The organism is Streptomyces cucumeris (assembly GCF_024295805.1).
GTDB lineage: Bacteria > Actinomycetota > Actinomycetes > Streptomycetales > Streptomycetaceae > Streptomyces > Streptomyces cucumeris.
In genome coordinates this window covers 13,104-34,003 of sequence record NZ_JANCLX010000055.1, presented here as the reverse complement: position 1 = coordinate 34,003, position 20,900 = coordinate 13,104, and the positions used below count along the sequence as shown (strand labels likewise).

Here is a 20,900-nt window from a genome sequence, read left to right as displayed (position 1 = left end):
CCAAGCCCAGCACGAAGCGGAACACGACGACGTCCATCTGGTGCTCGGGAAGTCCGGCTATTGCCGCGTACAGGTACAGGCCTCTCGAGGTTGTACCTGCCCCTCGCCCTTCTGGGTGAGGCTGCACGCCACGTCAGCGTGTGCGTCGGGCTGGTGCGGTACTAGAAGCAGCATGGCCACTCCCCCTGACCCCCAACCGAACACTGAGAGCGTGAGCCGCGACTCCCTGGCGGAGCGCAAGGGCTACAACGAGCGATTCCTCGGGCCGATCGTGCCACTGCCCCTGCCTGCCGACCCGGCCACCGACACGGTGATCCTCCCCTACACCAACTTCAGCGTCGTTTTCCGCCCGGACCGACGCCTGGCCGCGGCAACCGCCGTCACCATCGACGGCGCGAGCCTCATCGATGTTCCACGTAACGACAACTGGCGCTTCGACCCCCGCCTCCCCGAAGACCACCAAGCCGGCCACCCTGTTTACAAAGACAACCCTCTGGACAAAGGGCACCTGGTCCGCAGGCTTGACCCCGTATGGGGCACGGAAGCATCCACCGCGAACAGCGACACGTTCCACTACACGAACGCAGCTCCGCAGATGGACATCTTCAACCAGGGCAAGAAGCTCTGGCAGGGTCTGGAGAACTTCCTGCTTGACCATGCCGAAAACTTCGATTGCAAGCTGACGGTCTTCACCGGGCCGGTCCTCGAAGCTTCCGACCCACCCTACAGGGGCATCCAGGTACCGCTCCGTTTCTGGAAGGTCGCCGCGTTCATGCAGGACGGGGATCTTGCGTCAACCGCCTACGTACTCGACCAGAGTCCCGACCTCACCAAAGACGCCGCCGCCCAAGCTCTGGCCAAAGCCGCACGAGCAGGAGACCCTCCTCCCCTCGGCGCGTTCCGCACGTTCCAGGTACCCGTCCCCGACGTCGCCCGCCTCACCGGACTCGACCTCGGGCCACTGCCAGCGGCTGACCGACTCCCAACCGCGGTACGCGCCGCACAGCGCTGGACACAATTGGAGTCCTACGACGACATCACCATGCACACGTCGTAGCTGCACCTGCCGTGTCGGCTATGCGCTGTCACATCCGGCATCGAAGCGGCCAATGAACTGTCCGAATGTTTCCGACGAGACGAGCCTCGAAGCAGTCAGCATCTCCACCATGGGCTGCCAGCGCACCGGACCACGCCCGCTCGAGCGGAGGCGAGCCGCCATCGACGTCAAACGCTGAGGAACCGCCTGAGGGTGGCTGATCACTCCAGTTCCCACTCGATGGCCCGCCACCCGGAAGGCGGCGGGCCATCACCATGCCCTGTTACCGGAGCCCTCCTCCGACCCGACAGCGCAGACTCCGCGAGTTCGCTCTTGTGGGGGGGTGCGCACGGCGATGCGCTGTGGGTCGACCGTTGCGGTTTGCAAGGCCTTTCTTCTGCCCTGGCGAGATCAAGCCTTCCCACCCCATGCCAGGGTCATCGGGCGTCAGGAGCCTTCCCGCCGCCCTTCCTCTTTCCGCAGCAACGCCGGGATGCCGCTGTTGAGGAGGCGCTGCATCTTCAGTCCCAGGTGCAGGGTCAGCCGGTCATGGCCGTTCTTCAGGTCCCATCCGGTCCTGTTCTCGACCTGGGCCAGCCGGTATTAGAGCGTCGTCCGGTGGATCGACAGCCGCGCGGACGCGGCCGCGGTGTCTCCGGCGGTGTCCAGGAACATCTCGGCGGTGCGGGCCAGGGAGTCGGTGCGTGAGCCGGTGCTGAGATCGGCGATCCCAGGCGGTACCACCAGCTCCGGAGAGGCCATCACTGCGAGCATGAGCGGGCCGTAGACGCCGCTGTCCCGCCAGGAGACGACCGGTGCCAGCTCCGGCAGCTCCGCGGCGGCGAACGCCGCCAACACCGCCTGACGGAAGAGGTCAGCGGCCCCGTCGAGCCGGCCGGCGTTGCTCACACCGACGAAGACACCGCGGCCTTCCGCATCCCGCTGCCGCACTCCCCACCGCACTTCCTCGGCCCACCATGCCGCAGCCCGCTCCACCTCCTGCCGGCTGGCGACGAGGACCGCACCGCGGCCCCCCACCGTGGTTGTGAGCGCCCGGGCCGGCGGCTCGTCGCGACCACTCCGGCCGGTGGCGTCCGTGATCACGGCGGCGACCACCTCGGGGTCGGTGTTCGCGTCGGCCACGATGACCGCGACCTCGTCCTGCGCGCCGACGAGCCCCTCGCCGACCAGCTCCGCTGCGGCGTGAGCGGAGCCTTCGCCCCCGCTCAGGAGGTCGGTCGTCAAGGCCCGGAGCCGCTGCTCCTCCTCGCTCACCCGCAGCGACGCTCCCGCAGCCGCGCCGTCAGCTGGACCACGCACTCGCCCACCACCTCGTCGAAGCGCTCTGTGCGCGCGCCGATGAGCCACAGGTAACCCAGGAGCCGTCCGTGATCACGAATCGGATAGCAGCGCCGTTCCTTGAACCCGAGAGACGGGTTCGCGGGTATCGACCGTGGGGTGGCAGAGGTCGCGATGCCGAAGCCGTTGAGGTACGCGGCGGTGGTGGCCGGCAGCCGCCGGGACAGCACCACGTCGACACGGAGCGGGTCCTCGTCGCCGTAATGACGGCTGCACACGATGAGACCGCCACGCTCGTCGTCCACGGCGACCGAATGCCGGATGCGGGCGGCCAGCGCAATCCTACGGCGGGCGCCATCCGGGCCCGATGTGTCTCCTCTGGAACCGGTCCGGCATCGACGCAGGATTCAACCGTGCGTACTGCATTGCAAGATGCCGTCTCGCTCATTGACGAACGATATGACCCCTCCTATCGTGAAGGCACTTCTTGAAAGGACGGGATCCGCATGAGGCCAGTCGCCCGGATAGGCGCCTTGCTCGTGTCGTGCACCGGCCGCCGGACCTACGACGAACCGCTCAGGTATTCCCCGCCCCGGGAAGGGCTGCGCCCCGGCACGGCTGTCGGCGAACCTCAGACCCCCTTCTGAGTGCATGCGTCGCTGTGCCACGCATCGCTGCCGCACCGAGACCTCCGCCGTCCGCCGGATCATCGCCGACGAGCCTTTCCCCTCACCTTCGCGAGGAGTGCATCACCGTGACCACCCATACCCCTCTTGAGCAGATCTCCGGCCCGTCCGCCTGGCGCGGCGACGAGCTGTCGACATCAGACGAGTGGATCTACATCCTCAGCGAGGCTGAGCTCGCCGAACTGGAGGAGCTGGGCCGGCGCTTCGTCGCCGACGACCCGAATCTGCGCACCGTCACCGCCGCCGACTACCCGTTCGACGCCTGCCGTGCCCTGAACAAGGAGTGCGCCCGCCAGATGGACGCCGGCCGGGGATTCATCCTGGTGCGTGGCCTCGCCACCGAGGGGTACGGCGACACCATGGCCGCGGCCATCTTCTTCATCATGGGCCTGCACCTCGGCCAGCCGATCGGGCAGAACCAGAGGGGCGACCTGCTCGACCACGTCATCGCCACGTCGAACATGACACTGTCCGACGAAGGCGCGCTGCCCTCCCGTGTGCGGGACCGGCTGCCCTTCCACTCGGACAGCTCCGACGTCGTCGCCCTCATGTGCCTGCGCGGTGCCAAAGAAGGCGGAGCCTCCAGCCTGGTCAGCGGCACCACGATCTACAACGAGATGCGGCGCCGTCGGCCGGACCTCGCTCCGCGGCTGTTCGACACCTACCACTGGGACTGGCGGCGTCAGGACCCCGACTCCCCGGAGCTGACGTACACCTCACCGATCATCAGCTACGTCGACGGCATCTTCAGCACCTACGCCGGAAGCTCGATGATCTTCAGCGCCCAGGATTACCCCGATGTTCCCCCACTGACGCCCGACCAGGCCGAAGCCATCGCCCTCTTCGACAAGATCTCGCAGGAGCCCGGCCTGCCGATCGACATGGATTTCCAGCCGGGGGATGTGCAGTGGCTTCTCAACTACGCCGCCCTGCACTCGCGCACCAGCTACATCGACCACCCGGAACCCGAGCGCCGCCGCCACCTCCTGCGTCTGTGGCTCAAGCGCGACGTCGGGCGCCCACTGGCCCCGAAATTCGGCAAGCACGTCGTCGAAATGGGTGAGCCCACCACACCCCTGGTACCCGGCGGCCGGTTCCACATCGCCAGCGCCGTCACCGTCAACGATGACTGGGGAGTGTGACGCCGTACCCTTCACCCTCCCGGTGACAGTTGGCCACTGCCGACGGCGTCCGCGGCTGAGTCCCCCGGACGCCGCCCAGCCCACGGCCGATTTCCGAGCACGGTGCCGGAAGGGCGGACGCCCAACCGGCCGGGAACGCAATGAAGCGTCGGCGGAATCGTGGAACACCATCACGGCCACGAGCGCCAACGTGATGGAACCGGACCGGCCTCCTGCGTCATGGCACCGCCGGGGAGTGCTCCCGACCACCGCAGCCATCGCGGCACCTGGCTGCGGCATTCCTCTGTCGTGGCGAAGAAGTCCGTCGCGCGGGTCGGGGCAGCGGAGGCACGTCGCCCCGGGCCTCCGGCCCACCGTCAGGCGGCGATGGTCTTCACACGCCGGTGTGGCCCGCGGGCGGCGCGCACCCCCACTACCGCCCAGGCCGGCCCCGCCGCTCCGTCAGTCATGCGCGTCCGCCACCGCCTGGGCCGGGAAGCCACCATCGTGTCCATCCACCCGCCCGCTTCTCTTCAGTGCGCTCACACACTTCACGGACATTGTTCGCTGGTGAACTCAAGTTCGCGGTCTTCGGTCCGGAGCGACGCCAGGCCAGGTGGGGAAACGTCCCGTCGTGTGCGCCAGCTCCCCCGCCAGGCCCGGGCGTCGGCAATCGCCCCGGCTATGCCGTCGGCTCGGTCAACAGCCTGCGGTAGATCCGCGCGTAGGCCGTCAGCTGCGCCAGCGACAGTTCATCGCGACGCGGGTCGTCGGCGGCGGGCTTCGCCTGCGGACCGAGGCGGACGGTGTCGACGCCGCGGGCGCGCAGTACGACGCCGTCGGTGGATCCCGTCCAGCCGGTGATCGGTGGCGGCTGCGCGCCGAACTCGTCGCGCCAGGCCGCCCGGGAGGCCGTCACCACCGCGGCATCGGCCGGCGTGGCCGCGGCTGAGGCGATCGGCTCGGCCTCCACCTCGACCGCGCAGTCCCGTAGCACCGACTCCGCACACCGCGCCCGCAACCGGTCTGCCAGCTCCGCCGCAGCCACGGCCGGCTCCACGAGGTCACCGGCGACGGCGTACAGATCGATCCGCAGCCGGCCCGGCAGCAGGTCCGGCTTGTCCGGTCGGCCCCCGCTGATCGCGCCGATACCGCATGCCCGGCCGGTCTGTCCCACCCGCGGGTCCGCCGCCAGGTAGTCCGTGCGCCAGCGGGCCAATTCCTCCAGGACGACGCCGGCCCCGGCGACGACTCCCCCGGGCGGTGTGGCGGACTCCGGCACCATCGCGGCCCCGGGACGGCCGGTCACCAGGACGGTCAAGTAGAACGCGCCCGGCTCGTGCCACAGCAGCGTAGGCGGACCGCACTTGGCGACGATCGCCGAGCGCGGCAGCGGGTACCTGTCGGCATAGGCCTCCAGGCCGGTGATCTGGCTGGAGCGGCGGTGCGTACCGGAACCGGCGAGCAGCAGCCGCCCAGCACCCGCCTCGACGAAGGCGACCAGCGCGGCCGCGGCCGGTCCGCGGGCGACCCCGAGACCGAAGCCGGCCACCAGGTCTCCGTCCACGGTGAGCGGACCTACCGGCCCGGTGTCGCCGGTGAGGAGCCGGTTCGGCGCGTCGCCGTCGTTCAGCGAAGTGTCGAGGTGGGAGTACAGGAGCGGCCCGGCCCCGTGGTCGGCGACCAGGCTGCCGCCCGCGGGGCCGTGCTCCAGTACCTGCCACTCGATGTGCGGCCACCGGTCCGTGCACCAGCCGCGCAGCCGGTGGGCGGCCGTCCGCTCATTTCCGCGCGGGGCAGGGGTCGCGTCGAGCAGCCGCAGGATGTCCAGCATCCGTTGTCTCAAAAACGTCCCCAGTCGTCAGAGGCCGGACGCCACACGTCGATGTTGCGCGGGTCGGCCGGCATCTTGCGCGGCCGGTGCGTCTCATGCTCCTCCGACGTGAACACCCGGTGCCGGTCGCACAGTTCGTACCGCGGACCGAAGCGCGGGTCGTGCAGGTAGAACGCGATCGACGTCGAGGCCGAGTGGTTGACGATGTCGGAGGCGATCGGCGCACCCTTGTACAGTGCGCGGGCGCGCATCCGCATGACGTGGTCGAAGCTCTTCATCGCGAAGCACAAGTGCGCGGTGAAGTGTTCCTTGTTGTTCTGAACCGCAAGGCTGTGGTGGTAGCGGTCCTCGCCGCGGAAGAAGGTGGTCGAGCCGACGACGTAGTCCGAGGGCAGGAACTTCAGGACGTGCTGGTAGAAGTCCATCGTCTCCTGGTACTTCGCGGTGGCGATGAAGGGGTGGACCAGGTCGAGCGGCCGGATCTCGATGTGCGGTGGCTCGGCGTACTCCTGGAACCCGGTGAACAGCTCCACGATGAGGCCGTTCGGGTCCTTCACGGCGAAACCCTTGTCGCACAGCGCCCGCTGCCGCTCCTGCAGCTCCAGGACCTCGAGGCCGGTGTCGAGAACACTCTTGTGCAGCTGTTCGAGGACCTCCTCGCTCTCCACGCTGTAGCCGACAGCGGTCGTCCACCCGTCCGCTCGTTCCGGCGCGTGGATCAGCTCGATCGCGTGGTGCTCGATGTCGGCGCGCAGGTAGGCATACTCGTCCGTACGCTGTTCCAGCTGCAGCCCGACGTGGTACTCGAGGAAGTCGATCGTGGCCTGCATGTCCGGAACCTCGATCCGGGCGTACTCCATGCCATACGGGCCGTGCGGGCGGTTGTTCACCGGCGATGTCCTTCCTGCAGCGAGCGACGCACACTCGGTGAATTCGAACGAGGTGATGGCCTGCTGGGCGACGACCGGCCGCCAGCGCGTGCGCACGAAGCTCTCGTGGGACTCGCTGCCGAGATAGGCGAGCAGGTCGTTCTGGTCGTCGAAGTCGACGGCCATGGTGTGGGTGAAGGTCCGGTCGCGGGTGCTGATGTTCTCGCCGAGGACGAAGCCGCGCATGGCCGGGTACCGGTCCGGGAAGGCACGCAGCTCGGCCAGCACGGACTCCCGGGTGGCCTGGTCGGCTCCGTCGGCGAACCGGAAGGACAGGGTGTGTCGAATCATCGGGTCACCTTCCGCCGCCGGCTAGAGGATGAAGCTGAGGCGGGCGCCCGCCGCGAGTGACTCGTGGCCGAGGACCGAGCGCCGCAGCCGGAAACGGAGTCCGTCCTCGGTCGGCACCAGCAGATGGTCGTACCACCCGACATAGACGTCGAAGTGCCCGTCGCGGGCGCGGTGCACCACGAACGACGCCGCCACGCGGAAGGAGTCCTCCGTGTGCTCGGACAGCCGTACGTTCGACACCAGCCGGTGCGTGCGCGAGTGCGGGTTCTCAGCGTGTGCCTTGCGGGACTTCAAGCGCTTGACCCGGGCGCGGAGCAGGTCCCAGTCGTCGTCGACGAACGATCCGGTCTCATGCGGAGACCATCCGGGGCGGTGGTCGGTGGTCGGGATCTCGTAGCGGGCGCCGGTCTCGAAGAGGGCCAGCCAGCCGTCGTAGTCCCAGTGATCGAGGATGTCCGCCTCGGCGTAGAGGAAGTCCTCCACTTCCGGCCGGGTGATGGTGCGCCCCGCGCACCGCAGGGAGCCGCTGTTGACGATCGGGGTCATCGCACGTCCCTCCCCGACAGGAAGGATGCCGGACGCTCGCCGTTGACCTCGAGGCCGTCATCGAGCCCCGCGACCTCGATCCAGTGCCGCCAGAAGCCCCGCATCGCACCTTCGTCGATCGACCTGCCCTGCACACCCTTGGCCTCGTCGGCCATGCCGCGCGACATGTCGCTGTAGTCCAGCTCGGGCGGAGTGGTGCCCGCCGTGGCCTGGATGCCGCGCTGGACCGCCTCGTACGCCTCGATGTCGTCCGGTGTGGCAAGCCCGCCGGGGCCGACGAAACTGACGACGGTTCTCATGCGCAGGGATCGGGTGTCCGGGTCCTCGTCACGCGGGACCAGCTGCCATGCGCGTACGTCCGTCTGGTCGGGCGCCACCGGCTCCAGCTGCCGGATCGACAAGCCCTCGATGTCGAACAGCAGCAGGTTCGGGAACACGAACAGGATGTGGCTCTCGTCGGCCACGTGGTGCGCACGTTTCTCTCCCAGCCGCCGCGTCATCTCGGCTCGGTGGGCTTCGGTACGCACGCGCTCGTCCTCGCCGAAGCGTGGTTCCCAGACCATGCTGATCCGTCCCCCGTGCCCGGTCAGGACCAGCAGCCCGTGGCCGTTGCCGAGGTTGTACGCATACTGGTCGTCATCGGTGACGGCGTAGCCGCTCTCGCGCAGGTAGCCCACGAACGTGTTGTGCGTCGGTGCGAAGTGGTAGCCGTCCATGGCGTTCTCGACGGCGAGTTTCCAGTTGCCCCGCACGCTGTAGAGCTGTGTGCCGGGCAGTGTGGTCATCCCGCCGGCGTGCTGCTGCTCGATCATCGTCATGTAGTCGGCCGCATCGCCGAGGTACTCGAGCAGTGGCGGAACGTCGGGGTCGAAGGCGATGAAAACGAACCCCTCGTGGATTTCCAGACGCGGTACGCCACGCAGCGCCATCGACGCCCGGAACTCATCGCTCGACTCGTACGCGCCCGCGTCGGGGATCGCGGCGACCTCACCGTTGTTGCGAAAGGTCCAGGCATGGTAGAAGCACTGGAAGATCCTGGTCGAGCCCTCACTCTCCCGGCACAGCACGGTGCCACGGTGCGGACAGGAGTTCAGGAACGCGTGTATCTCGCCGGCGGTGTCCCGGCAGAAGATCAGCGGCCGGCCGCCGAGAGTGCGGACCTTGAAGTCATTGGGATTGGGGATCTCGGTCTCGTGCCCGAGGTAGAGCCAGGTGTGCATCCACACCCAGCTGCGTTCCCGGGTGAAGATCTCCGCGCTGCGGTACGCCTCGCGGTTGACCCGGAAGGTGAGCTGGTCCCAGTCCTCGACGATCATCGGCGCTGGGACGGTCCGGGGGTTGCTTCCCATGGGAGTTTGCCTCTCACAAGTCCCGACCCGAGTGGCGTCTCGTGAGACGCCATCTCGTATGTCGCCTCAGCGTCCCCCAGTGCGCTCAAGGGTGTCAAGCATTCGCCTCGTGGTTGACACCCTGGTCCGGCATCGCCATCATCCTGTTCCATATTGAAATACACCGTCTCGCATGTTGTGCGACCGTGTGAAGGGCAACAAGCTCGTGCCGTACGTCATCACTCAGGCCTGTGTCGATGTCATGGACAAGTCCTGCATGGAGGAGTGCCCGGCCGACTGCATCTACGAGGGCGAGCGGATGCTCTACATCCAGCCCGACGAATGTGTCGAGTGCGGGCGCTGCGAACCCGTCTGCCCGCAGATCTCGATCTTCCACCACGAGGACCTGCCGCAGGAGAGCCAGCAGTTCGAGCGCATCAACTCCGAGTTCTTCACCCTCGGAACCGAGCCGCTCGGATCGCCGGGCGGAGCACGCAAGGTCGGCAAGACCGGCCACGACCACCCGGAGGTGGGCGCGTGACCGGCCTCTCGACCACGGGTGCCGACCCCGAGATCTCCGTCGACCTGCTCATCATCGGATCCGGCCCGACGGGGCTGTACGGCGCGTACTACGCCGGCTTCCGCGGCATGAGCGTCGCGGTCGCCGACGCTCTGCCCGAGGTCGGCGGCCAGATCGCCGCGCTGTACCCCGAGAAACTCATCTTCGACGTGGCCGGCTTCCCCGCGGTCCGCGGCCAGGACCTGGTGGACCAACTGGCCGAGCAGGCCGGACGGTGGAACCCCAGCTACCTGCTCGGCCACGGGGTCACTCAGCTCAACGACACGGAGGAGGGCATCGTCGCCACCACCGACCTCGGCGCGCGGATCACCGCGGGCGCGGTGCTCGTCTGCGGTGGGATCGGCAACTTCATCCCCCGCGAGCTCCCGGTGGGATCCGAGTATCTGGGCCGGGGACTGCGGTACTTCGTGCCGCGGTTGGACGAGCTCACCAGCCAGGACATCGTGATCGTCGGCGGCGGCGACTCCGCGCTGGACTGGGCGCTGTCACTGGAGCCGATCGCCTCGTCGGTGACACTGGTACACCGGCGTACGCGTTTCCGGGCCCATGAACGCACCGTCGAGCAGGTCCACTCATCCTCCGTGCGGGTCCTGACGCCCTACGAGGTCGAGAAGATCTCCGGCGACGGGCCGGTGTCGGAGGTCGTGGTGGCGAGCCCCGACGGCAACCGGATCACCCTGCCCGCCCGATCCATCGTGGCCGCACTCGGCTTCATCGCCGATCTCGGCCCGATCGAGCAGTGGGGACTGGAACTGCGCCGCCGACGCATCCGCGTCGACCCCACGATGCGCACCAGTCGGGAGCGCATTTTCGCGGCCGGCGACATCGCCGACTACGACGGCAAGGTCAGCCTCATCTCGATCGGCTTCGGCGAAGCCGCCCTCGCCGTGAACCACATCGCCGCCCTGCTGGACCCAGCACGCTCGATCACACCGGGGCACTCCTCGGATGCGTGAAGCCGGCCCCGGACCGTCTAGCCGCGGCACCCCCCGCCGACACGAACCCTGCCTCGAGCCCGTCCAGCACACCGGTTCGCCGTGGACGAGCGCTCTGAAGAGACCCACACGGGTCACACGTCACCGTACTCTTGTCCCTATTCAATACGGCGTTTCACTTGTCGTCCCACCCAGTCTGAGTGACCACGGACAGGAGCGGAAATCCATGCCCCCGAAGGCTCAGCGGAGCACCGACGAACCAGCCGGCCCGGACAGGACCGCGCCGACCATCCAGACGGTGCAGCGCGCGGCACTGATCCTCGGTTCGTTCACCGTCGGCAAGCCGCATATGAGCCTCAACGAGATCACGACACGTCTCGGGGCCAGCAAGGCCACCGCGCACCGCTACACGAAGGCACTGCGGGCGGCGAACCTGCTGCGGTACGACGAGCGCACCTCCCTGTACTCCCTCGGCCCCCAGGTACTCACTCTCGCCGCGGCCGCGCGGGCCGGCCTGCCGATCGTCGCGGCCGCCGAGCCCTACATGGAGGATCTGGTCCGGCACATCGACGAGACGATCGTGCTGTCGGTCTGGGACGGCGAGTCGGCGACCGTGGTGCGCTCGGTCGACAACACCGACCACATGGTGCGCATCAGCGTCCGGGTCGGCTCGCGACTGCACCTCACGTCCTCGGCACAGGGACGCGTCTTCCTCGCGTTCCTGGCCCCGGAGCAGGTACCGACTCTTCCGCGCGAGGTCCGCAAGTCGGCCGAGTTCGCCGAGGAGCTCCAGGCCATCCGGCAGCACGGTCTGTCGGTCAACTCCCCCACGGTCAACGGGGTCCGCACTGTCGCAGCGCCGATCTTCGAGGGCGACAAGATCAGCGGAACCCTGGCGATCGTCGGCACCACGGCGACGGTTTCCGACGACATCAAGTCGCCGATGGCCCAGGCGCTGCTGGAGACCGCCCGCGCGTTGTCGCAGCGGCTGGGCACCTCCGACGACGCGACCAACGGCGGCTGACCCGGTCGCAGCAGCAGTGGATGGCGGCTCACCGCGAAAGCGGTGGGCCATCTGTCGTGACGTGCGTGTCGGGGATGGCTGGATGGCTCATGCCGGCGCCCTTGCACATCGATCCGCTCCCACGGTGTCCCCGTGGGGGCGGACTCGTATGCCCGTACGCCCGTCAGGGCAGCAGGTCGGCCCGCGGCGGAACGAAGAAGTCGATGTTCACACAGGGGGTTTCCGTCGGCTCGACGTAGTGCTCGCTGCCACGCGGAACCAGCAGGAAGGATCCGGTACGCATGTCGTGTGCGACACCGTCCACGTAGTAGTTGGCACGCCCTTCGGCGATATGGACCAGCTGGTCGAAGTCCTCGTGCCGGTGCGGGTTGAGCGTCATGCCGGCCTCGAGCTCGTGGTGGGCGATCATCACCTCGTCCGTCGCATAGACGCGACGACGGACCCCTGGCCGCACCTGGGTCACCGGCAGCTCGTCCCAGTTGACGACGGTGTTGAACAGTGCCGCGTTGCGTGTGCTCACTGGTGTTCCTCTCCGGCGGCCGCTCTCAGACCGGCCGCCAACATCTGCAGGTCCGAGCCGACGACCAGGTAGTCGGCGTCGCCGAGGCCCAGGTCCGCCGCGGCGCCCCGGGTCGGTGTCCAACCGCCGAACGCCACCGTCGCGGAGCGGGCGGCGTCGCTCACCCGGTCCACCACGACGCGCAGCTCCGTCCGGTCCGTCGGCAGGCCCAGGTCGACCGCGAGGTCGGTACTGCCGACGAAGCACACGTCGAGAGCGGCGACCAGATCCCGCAGCGGATCCGTCCGCGCCGTCTCGATCTGGCCGACCAGCACCGGCGGGTCGTCCTGCTCGGAGCGCAGGAACCCGGCCAGCGGGAGCGCGCCGAACCGGGCGGCCCTGTTGGCCAGGCTCACCGACCGGCGGCCGGCCGGTGCGAACCGGGTGGCCGCCACAAGTGCCTCGGCCTGGGCGACACGGGTGAGCATGGACAGCTGGATTCCCGCCGCCCCGGCCTCCAGAAGCCGGTTGATGGCGGCGGCGTCCACCTCGGGCACGCGGACCAGGGACGGCAGGCCGCACGCGTCCGCGTGGCGCACCAGGCCGACGGCGTCCTGCTCGGTGAGGGTGGAGTGTTCGAGGTCGACGACCACGAACGCAAACCCGGCCGCCACGGCCAGTTCCACCACGTCGGGCGACGCCAGCTTGACGAAGGTACCGACGGCGGGGCGACCCGCGGTCAGGGCCACGCGCAATCGGCGCCGCAGAAGACGGAGGTCACCTGCGGTCATCTCGGATCCTCATCTCGAGCTGCGGATGTGCCGGACCGACTACAGACCCCGCCACGGCACGATGTCGACCTCGGCTCCGCCGTGCAGTACCACGGTCGGCTCCAGGCGCGGCGCGACGATCGTGTTGCCCGCGGCGTCGGGCAGGGTGACCTCGTCCGTCTCGCTGACGACCGTGACGTCGGCCCGCCCGCCGACCTCCAGGCGCCCGTAGCCCTCCGCGTCGAGCCCCAGCAGCTCGGCCGGCGCGGCAGTGGCCCGCCTGACGCACTCCTCGAGGGGCGCACCGAGCGCGACCAGCTTGGAGATGCTGGTGAGCAGGTCGAATACCGGGCCGCGCCAGTTGCGTGCACTGGTGTCGGAGCTGAGGACATCGGGCAGGAAGCCGTCGGCGATGGCCCGGCGCGCCACCTCGAAGCTGAGGTTGCTCCTGCCGTGGGCCGAGTCGAACAGCACGCCGCGCGCACGGGCCGCGGTGACGGCGGGCTGCACATGGTCACCGTCGAGAATCCCGTGCGGCTTGCCGGTGTAGCAGTGCGCCACGATGTCGCCGGGACGCAGGTAGTCGAGGACGACGGGCAGCGGCTCGGCGGTTTCGCCGATGTGCAGCATCAGCGGGAGACCGGCCTGTTCGGCGAGCGCCACGGACTTCTTCAGCAACGACTCCCAGTTCTCGCCGACGACGTCCTCGGAGAGACGGATCTTGAAGCCGCGCACGATGTCGGGGTGGGCCTGGGCGGTCGCGAGCGCGTCCTCGGGGACCAGCGTGCCGGGGTTCAGCAGCTCACCGAATCTGAAGTCGATCAGGCCGAGCACCGAGACATTGAGGAAGTTGACGATGCGCAGCGGGTTCGCCTCGACCACCAGTTTACGGAAGGCCGCGAACGTCGATGCGCCGGCGGTGCCGGCATCCGCCGCCGCGACGACGCCGCGGCGCAGGTGGGCTTCTTCGGCCGGGGCGCCGACGGCGGAGACGTACGGGAAGATGTGGGTGTGGCCCTCGACGAGCCCCGGCAGCACGGTGGAACCGGTGACGTCGATCGTGCGGGCGGCGTTCGCCGCCAGCCCCTTCTCCATCGCGGCGATGCGGTTGCCGGTGACCGCGACGTCAAGCCGGGCGTTGATGCCCGACGCCGGGTCGAGGACGGTACCGCCGGTGAGGACGAGGTCGTAGGACGACTCTGACGAGATGGACATCGGTATGGGCTCCCAGGGGGCTGAGGGGCGGTCAGCTGTCCGATCTGTGCAACGGGGTGGCCGTGCGGTGACGCGTCACGCGGATCGCACGACGCGGGTGATGAGGGGCAGCACACCGTCGACCTCGACGCGCACCTCGTCGCCGTCGGCGAGGAAGCAGGCGCGGTCCTGGCCGGTGCCGGCCGGGCTTCCGGTGAGGACGACATCGCCGGGTTCGAGCACGGTGAACCACGACAGTCTGCTGAGCAGATCGGGGAGTGGAAAGATCATCCAGGCGCTTGTGTCGTCCTGCCGGAGTTCGCCGTTGACCCGGGTGCGTAGGCGGATCGCGCCGGGGTCGCCGATGTCGTCGGGAGTGCGCAGCGACGGGCCGAGCGGCGTGAAGCCCGGGTAGCTCTTGGCGAGGGCGGGCACGCCTGTGGTGCGCATGACATCACGCGCCGTCATGTCGTTGGCCGCGGTGATACCGGCAATCGCGGGCCATACCTCCGACTCGGACGCCTGGTACATCCGGCGCCCGACGACGACCGCGATCTCCCCCTCGTAGTCGAGTTCGGTCACGGCCCGCGGGACCACCACCTGCGCACCGGGCCCCGATACGCCGGATGACGCCGCAAGGTAGAGGATCGGCTGCTTGGGCCGCGCCCGGCCGGTCCGGGCCGCCTTCGAGACGTAGTTGAGCCCGACGCCCCACACCGCACGGGGACGGCCCAGTGGCGCCACGACCGTGGCCTCGCCGAGCGGGACCCGCTCGCGCACCGTGCGGGACGACAAGCCCAGCAGCGAGCCCTCCTGCTCCAGGAGGGCGCCTATGTGAGGGAAAGGCGTGTCCAGGAGGGCGATGGCCCCACCCTCGATCCGGCCCAGTCCGGCCGATGTTGTCACAACTTGCATGACGGCATCTTTCAATGCGAGACGGGAGGTGTCAAGCAATGCGAGACGGCATCATGCTCAGCGATACGCACCCGGAAGCCGAAACGCCGACACCCCGTCCGCACCACAGTGCGGACGGGGTGTCCAAAGCGCTGGCTCCGGGCAGCCGACCGGGGCGTCAGGTGAGCTGGCGCTGCACCTCGCCGCTGTCCCAGTAGTCCGTTCGGCGTGTGATGAGGCCGTCGGCAACGGTGAACACGAAGACCCCTCGCACACGTACCGGGCGGTCTTCTGCCGAACGCATCAAGAACGTCATGACGTATGGCACCGCGGCCGTCTCGCCGTCGACGAGGAAGCACTCGGGCACGTAACGCAAGTCCCCGAAGTTCTCGAGAAACCCGGTCAGCGCGGCGCGGTACTCGGCGCGGCCCCTGCGGCTGTGCCCCATCGACGAGGTGTGTTCGTTGACGAAGTCCTCGGCCACACAGGCGGCCACGGCGTCGGCATCGTGCGCGTTCAGCGCCGCGAGGTACCCCTCGACCACGGCGCGGGTGTCCCTCAGGACGAACCCCACTTCTTGCGGACCGTGTCGAACACCCGCTGGTCGTGGGAAATCTCGACGACGTTGCCGTCGGGATCCTTCAGAGCGCAGATGTAGCCGATGGGATCGGGCATCTGCCGGGGCTCCCAGTGCAGGCAGCCCAGCTCGCGGGCCCGGTCCGCGAGCGCGTCGACATCCTCGCGCGCCGGCACCTCGATGCCGATGTGCGCGAACGGGTGCAGCAGCCCCAGCTGGTTGCCCTTGTCCTTGTTGAAGGACACCAGGACGAGCACGAACGGTGTCTCGGCCTGTCTGTCGTTGGAGAGCCAGACACTCTCGCCGTCGGCGTCCTTGAACCGCTCCACCACCACCAGAGGGGTCAGCGTGGTGTAGAACGCGATCGCCTTGTCGAGATCGCCGGTCGGCAACGCGACGTGAGTCCAGCGGGCCGAGATGAGGCCGGTGGCCACGGTGCCTCCAAGGTGAGTAGCGAGCATTTCGTGAAGCCTAGGTGTGCGCCCGGCCGCGAGTCGATGTGCTGCGGACACAACACCTGCGCGGCAGATGCTGGCCCCGCGCGACATCGGCTCCGGACCTGCCGCCATGGGAGCCTGCGGCATGACAGGGACGGGCATCACCAGGGAAAACGAGGGCAGACGTGCAGTACGGGATTCTGGGTGGTACGGGCATCGAGGTGAGCCGACTGTGCCTCGGGACGATGATGTTCGGCGCGTGGGGCAACACCGACGAGGCGGAGTGCCACCGTATGGTGGCCACGGCACTGGACACGGGGGTCAACCTCGTGGACACCGCCGACGTGTACGCCTTCGGCGAGTCGGAGGAGATCCTCGGCCGCGCGCTGAAGGGACGACGCGACGATGTCGTCCTCGTGTCGAAGTTCCATAACCAAATGCCCGGAGGCCCGCTGGACCGCAACCGGCGTGGCAACTCCCGGCTCTGGATCATGCGTGCCGTGGAGAACAGCCTCCGACGGCTGGGGACGGACCACCTCGATGTGTACCTCGTCCACCGTCCCGATCCCCGGACCGACATCGAGGAGACCCTCGGTGCGCTCAGCGACCTGGTGCGGGCGGGCAAGGTACGGGCGATCGGAACCTCGAGCTTCCCGGCCGAGGAGATCGTCGAAGGGCAGTGGGCGGCGCAGCGCCGTGGCCTCCAACGGTTCACCGTGGAGCAGCTTTCGTACTCCGTCCTGGCCCGGCACGCGGAGGCCGCCTCCCTGCCCACCGCGCAGCGGCACCGCATGGGCGTCATGGTCTGGAGCCCCCTCAACGGTGGCTGGCTGACGGGCAAGTACCGGACCGGAGCCGAACCGGCGGGAGACTCACGGGCCCGGACCAACGCTGATCACTTCGACTTCGGCGACGAGCAGGTGCGCAAGCGCAAGCTCGCGGTCGTGGACGAACTCCTGCGCGTCGCCGCCGACGAGGGCTGCACGCTCGTCGAGCTGGCACTGCGGTTCGTGCTCGCCCATCCCGGCGTCACCTCGGCCGTCATGGGCCCGCGCACCCACGACCAGCTCCTCTCACAGCTCACTGCAGTGGAACGGCCCCTGTCGAACGAGGCGCTGGACCGGATCGACGCACTCGTCGAACCGGGCAGCGTGCTCAACCCGAGCGACATCGGCTACACACCGCCGACGCTGAAGACCGCTGCGCTGCGCCGACGCTGAGGGCGGGCCCGGGGACCGCTCCAACCAGGGCCCCGGGTCCTGCCGTCAGGTCGATCCACGTTCGAAGGGCCGTCCGAGCGCGGCGGGTTCCCGGTGCTGGGTGGTGAACAGCACCATGGCGAGCAGGGCGAGCAGGTACGGCGCCGCGACGAGCAGCTGGGCGTTGAGGGTCACGCCGAGCGCGGGGAGCGCCAGCCGCATCGCGTCGGACAGGCCGAACACGCAGCAGCCGAGCAGGGTCCGACCGAGCCGCCACGCCCCGAAGATCACCGCGGCGATGACGATGTACCCACGCCCGGCGGTCATGTTCTGGTTGAACGATCCGACCTCGCCGACCGCGAGGTACGCCCCACCGAGACCGGCCAGTGCGCCACACCACAGAAGGGCCTGCCGGCGCCGAAGGTTCACCTTGATGCCCGTGACGTCGGCTGCCTGCGGGTTCTCCCCGACCGCCCGCAGTTCCAGGCCCCAGCGGCTGCGCTCCACCAGCCACCAGGTGAGCGGCACCAGCAGGATCAGAAGGTAGGCGGGCCAGCGTTCGGAGAACAACGGCTTGCCGATGACCGGGATGTCCTGCAGCAGCGGGATCGACACCGCCCCGACCTGGTGCGAGGAGAACTGCTCCGTCGTGATCAGGTAGCTCGTCAGCCCGAGCACCAGCGAATTCAGCACAAGCCCGACGACGAAGCTGTTGATCTGCGCCCGGTGGGAGAGGTTGCCGTGCACGAAGCCCACGACGAGGCCGGTCAGGACGCCGACCACGAGCCCGACGGTGGCACTGCCGGTCGCGCTGGCGGTGGCGATCGAGGTGAACGCGGCCCCGAGCATCATCGCCTCGACGGAGATGTTCATCGCGCCGGCGCGCTCGGCCAGGTATTCACCGCAGGCGGCGAAAGCCAGGGGCACCGTCAGCCGCACCCCGCTCGCGAGAATGGTCGCACTGCTGTCCAGGGCGCTCATACGGCTGCCTTCCTCTCGATCGGGACAACGGACGCGGCGGGCGCCTCCTGCGGAGTGGTACCGCGCCGCCCTCGGAAGAGGTCGACGAGGACGGGCGGTGCGACGAACGCGAGGACGAGCAACGCCTTGACGATGTCGACGAGGTAGGACGGCACACCGGTCGCCGACAGGAAATCCCCGCCCGCGCGCAGCACGGCGAAGACGAACGACACCGGGATCGCGGCCAGGGGCCGGTTGCGCGCGACGAGCGCGACGAGCAGGCCGTCCCAGCCGACGTTGTCCGAGAGCCCGGCCTGCAGCCGGTTGGTGCTGACCGGAGTGGCCAGCAGCAGCCCTCCCGCCAGCCCCGCGAAGGCGCCTGACAGCGCCAGGGTGAAGCCGCCCAGGGCGCCCACCCGGACACCCGCGTGCTTGGCCGTCAGCGGGTTCAGTCCGACCATGCGTACCCGGAAGCCCCACCGGCTGCGGCTCAGGACGAGGGCGACGCCGACCGCGGAGACAAGCGCGATGAACAGGCCGGCGTTCGGCTGCAGCGACGGGTACTGTCCGAAGCTCGCGAGCTGGGCGTTGGCCGGCAGGGGGTTGGACTGGGCGTCGGCGATCCCCGAGGAACCCTGCGCGCTCTCCTGCAGACCCCACGGCGTGCTGACCGCGAACGTGACGAGCTGGATGGCGAGGAACGTCATCAGCAGGGTGCTCACCGGGACGTTGACGCCGCGGAAACGCAGCATCAGAGCGCTGAGCGCGGCCCAGGCGCCGCCGCCGACCGCAGCGGCGATCAGCACCACGACGACCAGCATCGGGCCTGGCAGGGCCAGCCGCAGCCCGACCCAGGCTCCGGCCAGACCGCCGATGAGCACCTGTCCCTCCTGGCCGATGTTGAAGGTGCCGGCGGACGAACAGATGCACGCACCGACCGCGACCAGCAGCAGAGGCGCCACGTTGAGCAACGTCGTCGTCCATCCGGTGGTGTTGGCCAGAGACCCGGTCCAGATCGCGGACAGTGACGCCCTCGGCGAGGCACCGGTCAGCATGAGCAGCAGTGCGGACGCGCCCAGAGCGACGGCGACGAGTACGACGGTGAGGCCCGCTGTCATCCAGCCACCGCGCCCGGGGCGGAGCCGGGCGAGGAGCCGCCGGCCGGGGTCGCCCGCGGCGGCCAATGAGGCAGCACTCATGCGGCTTCACCTCCGACCAGCATGCCGAGACGCTCGGAGGTCGCCTCCGAGACGGGGAGTACTCCGGTGATCCGCCCCGAGGAGATCACCGCGATCCGGGTTGCAAGGGCCATGACTTCCTCGAATTCGGTGGAGATGAGCAGCACTCCGACGCCTTCGGCGGCCGCCTTGCGCAGCCGGGAATACATGTCCTCGATGGCACCCACGTCAAGCCCGTGGGTGGGCTGCGCGGCCACCAGGATGCGGGTGTCACGGGACAGTTCCCGGGCGAGTACGACCCGCTGCTGGTTGCCGCCGGACAGGCTGCGCACCGGCGCGTCCAGCGACGGTGCGACGATGTTGAACTCCTCCGCGAGGCGGCGGGCCTCGGCGAGCATCACGCCACGCCGCAGCAGGAACCGGCCGCTGACCTTGTCGAGCGATTTCATCGTCAGGTTCTCGGCGACACTCATGTCGAGGACGACGCCGCTTTGGTGCCGGTCCTCCGGCACGATGCCCAGACCAGCCTTGGCGAGCGCGCCGGGCCGGGTCACATCGACCCTGCTCCCGGCGACCTCGATGCGGCCGGCGGTCGGCGGGATCAGCCCGGCGAGGACTTCGCCGAGCGCGGCCTGACCGTTTCCCTCGACGCCGTAGAGAGCGACGATCTCACCCGCGCCCACGGTCAGATCGACGCCTTCGAGAACCCGGACGCCGCCTTGCTCGACGGTGAGGCCGGCAAGACACAGGACGGGATGCTGCCTGCCGTGGGCCCCGCCCTCGCCGGCGGGCGCCTTCTGCGCCGGCAGCAGGCCGAGGGCAGCGCCCTCCTCGCCCAGCGACACACCACGGCCCACCATCCGCTCGGCGAGCAGCTGTGGAGTAGTCTCGGCCGTGACCGCCCGGAAGGCGACACGGCCCCTGCGCAGGACCGTCACGCGGTCCGTGGCCTGGGCAATCTCGGCCAGTTTATGGCTGATGAGGATGACAGCGCGCCCCTCATCCTGTACCACCCGGCCGAGCACGGTGAACAATTCCTCCGACTCGGCCTGGGTCAGTACCGAGGTGGGCTCGTCCAGGATCAGAATCTGGGGATCGCGCCGCAGGCACTTCACCACCTCGACCCTCTGCCGCTCGCCGGCCGAGAGCGACCCGACGCGCGCCTCGGGGGCGATCGGCAGCCCGTAACGGGCGGAGACCTTGTGGATATCGGCGCAGATCGCCTGCTTGTTCACCTTGCCGATGTCGCCGAGAGCCACGTTCTCCCAGACGGTCAGCCCATTGATGAGGCTGAAATGCTGGTGCACCATGCCGATGCCCAGCTCGGCCGCTTCCTGCGGGCTGTCCAGCGCGACCGCCTCACCGCGCACCAGGACGGTGCCGGAATCTCGCCGGACGAGCCCGAGCAGGACCTTCATGAGGCTGGACTTGCCCGCCCCGTTCTCGCCCAGGAGTCCGTGGATCTCGCCGGCGTCGACCCTGAGGTCCACGGTGTCGCAGGCCGTGACAGCTCCGTAGGACTTCGTGATGCCGCGCAGCTCAAGAAGTGGAACCGCTGAGGTCGTCGGTGTCATCGCTGACCT

At 69.0% G+C, this 20,900-nt stretch carries 22 protein-coding genes; 6 read left to right on the top strand and 16 right to left on the bottom strand.

Annotated features, from left to right (window positions below; translation table 11 throughout):
* Positions 1-211: 211 nt before the first annotated feature.
* On the top strand, positions 212-1,057 hold the full coding sequence (locus NMK44_RS40205; RefSeq protein ID WP_254752863.1) for a DNA/RNA non-specific endonuclease: 846 nt from the start codon (positions 212-214) through the stop codon (positions 1,055-1,057).
* A gap of 426 nt (positions 1,058-1,483) precedes the next feature.
* Here NMK44_RS40205 and NMK44_RS42845 read toward each other — a convergent pair whose 3' ends face one another.
* Genes NMK44_RS42845 through NMK44_RS40195 form a run of 3 tightly spaced genes read right to left on the bottom strand, consistent with a single transcriptional unit; the run spans position 1,484 to position 2,640 of the window.
* The gene (locus tag NMK44_RS42845) at positions 1,484-1,633 is read right to left on the bottom strand and encodes a hypothetical protein (protein WP_374215414.1); all 150 of its coding nucleotides are present in this window, start codon (positions 1,631-1,633) and stop codon (positions 1,484-1,486) included.
* Positions 1,634-1,639: 6 nt separating this feature from the next.
* Positions 1,640-2,311 carry a helix-turn-helix domain-containing protein gene (locus tag NMK44_RS40200; RefSeq protein ID WP_254752861.1) on the bottom strand — a complete coding sequence of 224 codons (672 nt, stop codon included), beginning with the start codon at positions 2,309-2,311 and terminating at the stop codon, positions 1,640-1,642.
* Complete coding sequence (locus NMK44_RS40195; RefSeq protein ID WP_254752859.1) at positions 2,308-2,640, bottom strand: hypothetical protein; 333 nt, start codon at positions 2,638-2,640, stop codon at positions 2,308-2,310. The genes NMK44_RS40200 and NMK44_RS40195 overlap by 4 nt, the downstream gene beginning before the upstream one ends.
* Positions 2,641-3,089: 449 nt before the next feature.
* Between NMK44_RS40195 and NMK44_RS40190 the strand changes: the two genes are divergently transcribed.
* Positions 3,090-4,163 carry a TauD/TfdA family dioxygenase gene (locus NMK44_RS40190; protein ID WP_254752857.1) on the top strand — a complete coding sequence of 358 codons (1,074 nt, stop codon included), beginning with the start codon at positions 3,090-3,092 and terminating at the stop codon, positions 4,161-4,163.
* A 661-nt stretch (positions 4,164-4,824) separates the two neighbouring features.
* Here NMK44_RS40190 and NMK44_RS40185 read toward each other — a convergent pair.
* From NMK44_RS40185 to NMK44_RS40170, 4 genes are read right to left on the bottom strand one after another with little or no spacing between them, the layout of a single operon-like run.
* Positions 4,825-5,976 carry a zinc-binding metallopeptidase family protein gene (locus NMK44_RS40185; RefSeq protein ID WP_254752855.1) on the bottom strand — a complete coding sequence of 384 codons (1,152 nt, stop codon included), beginning with the start codon at positions 5,974-5,976 and terminating at the stop codon, positions 4,825-4,827.
* A gap of 8 nt (positions 5,977-5,984) precedes the next feature.
* The gene (locus NMK44_RS40180; RefSeq protein ID WP_254752853.1) at positions 5,985-7,196 is read right to left on the bottom strand and encodes a Dabb family protein; all 1,212 of its coding nucleotides are present in this window, start codon (positions 7,194-7,196) and stop codon (positions 5,985-5,987) included.
* Positions 7,197-7,217: 21 nt separating this feature from the next.
* A complete protein-coding gene (locus tag NMK44_RS40175; RefSeq protein WP_254752851.1) occupies positions 7,218-7,742 on the bottom strand; it encodes an aromatic-ring-hydroxylating dioxygenase subunit beta in 525 nt (174 codons plus the stop codon).
* Positions 7,739-9,091 (bottom strand): aromatic ring-hydroxylating oxygenase subunit alpha, encoded by a 1,353-nt coding sequence (locus tag NMK44_RS40170; protein ID WP_254752849.1) that lies wholly within the window; start codon positions 9,089-9,091, stop codon positions 7,739-7,741. Before NMK44_RS40170 ends, NMK44_RS40175 begins: the two co-directional genes overlap by 4 nt.
* A 172-nt stretch (positions 9,092-9,263) precedes the next feature.
* Between NMK44_RS40170 and fdxA the strand changes: the two genes are divergently transcribed.
* The 3 genes from fdxA to NMK44_RS40155 all read left to right on the top strand — a co-directional run bounded on the left by fdxA (position 9,264) and on the right by NMK44_RS40155 (position 11,609).
* Positions 9,264-9,611 carry a ferredoxin gene (gene fdxA, locus NMK44_RS40165; RefSeq protein WP_302889179.1) on the top strand — a complete coding sequence of 116 codons (348 nt, stop codon included), beginning with the start codon at positions 9,264-9,266 and terminating at the stop codon, positions 9,609-9,611.
* Positions 9,608-10,606, top strand: a complete 999-nt coding sequence (locus NMK44_RS40160; protein ID WP_254752847.1) for an NAD(P)/FAD-dependent oxidoreductase — start codon at positions 9,608-9,610, stop codon at positions 10,604-10,606. Before fdxA ends, NMK44_RS40160 begins: the two co-directional genes overlap by 4 nt.
* Before the next feature lie 205 nt (positions 10,607-10,811).
* Positions 10,812-11,609, top strand: coding sequence for an IclR family transcriptional regulator (locus NMK44_RS40155; protein WP_254752845.1), 798 nt, complete (start codon positions 10,812-10,814; stop codon positions 11,607-11,609).
* A 163-nt stretch (positions 11,610-11,772) separates the two neighbouring features.
* Here the strand turns inward: NMK44_RS40155 and NMK44_RS40150 are convergent, their stop codons facing one another.
* The 6 genes from NMK44_RS40150 to NMK44_RS40125 form a co-directional block, all read right to left on the bottom strand.
* Positions 11,773-12,129, bottom strand: a complete 357-nt coding sequence (locus tag NMK44_RS40150) for a cupin domain-containing protein (protein WP_254752843.1) — start codon at positions 12,127-12,129, stop codon at positions 11,773-11,775.
* On the bottom strand, positions 12,126-12,899 hold the full coding sequence (locus NMK44_RS40145) for an HpcH/HpaI aldolase family protein (RefSeq protein WP_254752841.1): 774 nt from the start codon (positions 12,897-12,899) through the stop codon (positions 12,126-12,128). The genes NMK44_RS40150 and NMK44_RS40145 overlap by 4 nt, the downstream gene beginning before the upstream one ends.
* Positions 12,900-12,938: 39 nt before the next feature.
* Positions 12,939-14,093 carry an amidohydrolase family protein gene (locus NMK44_RS40140; protein WP_254752839.1) on the bottom strand — a complete coding sequence of 385 codons (1,155 nt, stop codon included), beginning with the start codon at positions 14,091-14,093 and terminating at the stop codon, positions 12,939-12,941.
* 75 nt (positions 14,094-14,168) lie between these two features.
* On the bottom strand, positions 14,169-14,987 hold the full coding sequence (locus NMK44_RS40135; protein WP_254752837.1) for a fumarylacetoacetate hydrolase family protein: 819 nt from the start codon (positions 14,985-14,987) through the stop codon (positions 14,169-14,171).
* 157 nt (positions 14,988-15,144) lie between these two features.
* Positions 15,145-15,510: a nuclear transport factor 2 family protein gene (locus NMK44_RS40130; protein WP_254752835.1), complete on the bottom strand. Its 366-nt coding sequence runs from the start codon at positions 15,508-15,510 to the stop codon at positions 15,145-15,147.
* Positions 15,511-15,524: 14 nt separating this feature from the next.
* Positions 15,525-15,977 carry a VOC family protein gene (locus tag NMK44_RS40125; protein WP_254752833.1) on the bottom strand — a complete coding sequence of 151 codons (453 nt, stop codon included), beginning with the start codon at positions 15,975-15,977 and terminating at the stop codon, positions 15,525-15,527.
* 188 nt (positions 15,978-16,165) lie between these two features.
* On the opposite strand from NMK44_RS40125, the gene NMK44_RS40120 reads away from it, so the two are divergent.
* The gene (locus NMK44_RS40120) at positions 16,166-17,200 is read left to right on the top strand and encodes an aldo/keto reductase (protein WP_254752831.1); all 1,035 of its coding nucleotides are present in this window, start codon (positions 16,166-16,168) and stop codon (positions 17,198-17,200) included.
* 45 nt (positions 17,201-17,245) lie between these two features.
* Here the strand turns inward: NMK44_RS40120 and NMK44_RS40115 are convergent, their stop codons facing one another.
* Genes NMK44_RS40115 through NMK44_RS40105 form a run of 3 tightly spaced genes read right to left on the bottom strand, consistent with a single transcriptional unit; the run spans position 17,246 to position 20,891 of the window.
* A complete protein-coding gene (locus NMK44_RS40115; RefSeq protein ID WP_254752829.1) occupies positions 17,246-18,160 on the bottom strand; it encodes an ABC transporter permease in 915 nt (304 codons plus the stop codon).
* Positions 18,157-19,338 carry an ABC transporter permease gene (locus tag NMK44_RS40110; protein WP_254752827.1) on the bottom strand — a complete coding sequence of 394 codons (1,182 nt, stop codon included), beginning with the start codon at positions 19,336-19,338 and terminating at the stop codon, positions 18,157-18,159. The genes NMK44_RS40115 and NMK44_RS40110 overlap by 4 nt, the downstream gene beginning before the upstream one ends.
* Positions 19,335-20,891 carry an ABC transporter ATP-binding protein gene (locus NMK44_RS40105; RefSeq protein ID WP_254752825.1) on the bottom strand — a complete coding sequence of 519 codons (1,557 nt, stop codon included), beginning with the start codon at positions 20,889-20,891 and terminating at the stop codon, positions 19,335-19,337. The genes NMK44_RS40110 and NMK44_RS40105 overlap by 4 nt, the downstream gene beginning before the upstream one ends.
* Between the last annotated feature and the right edge of the window lie 9 nt (positions 20,892-20,900).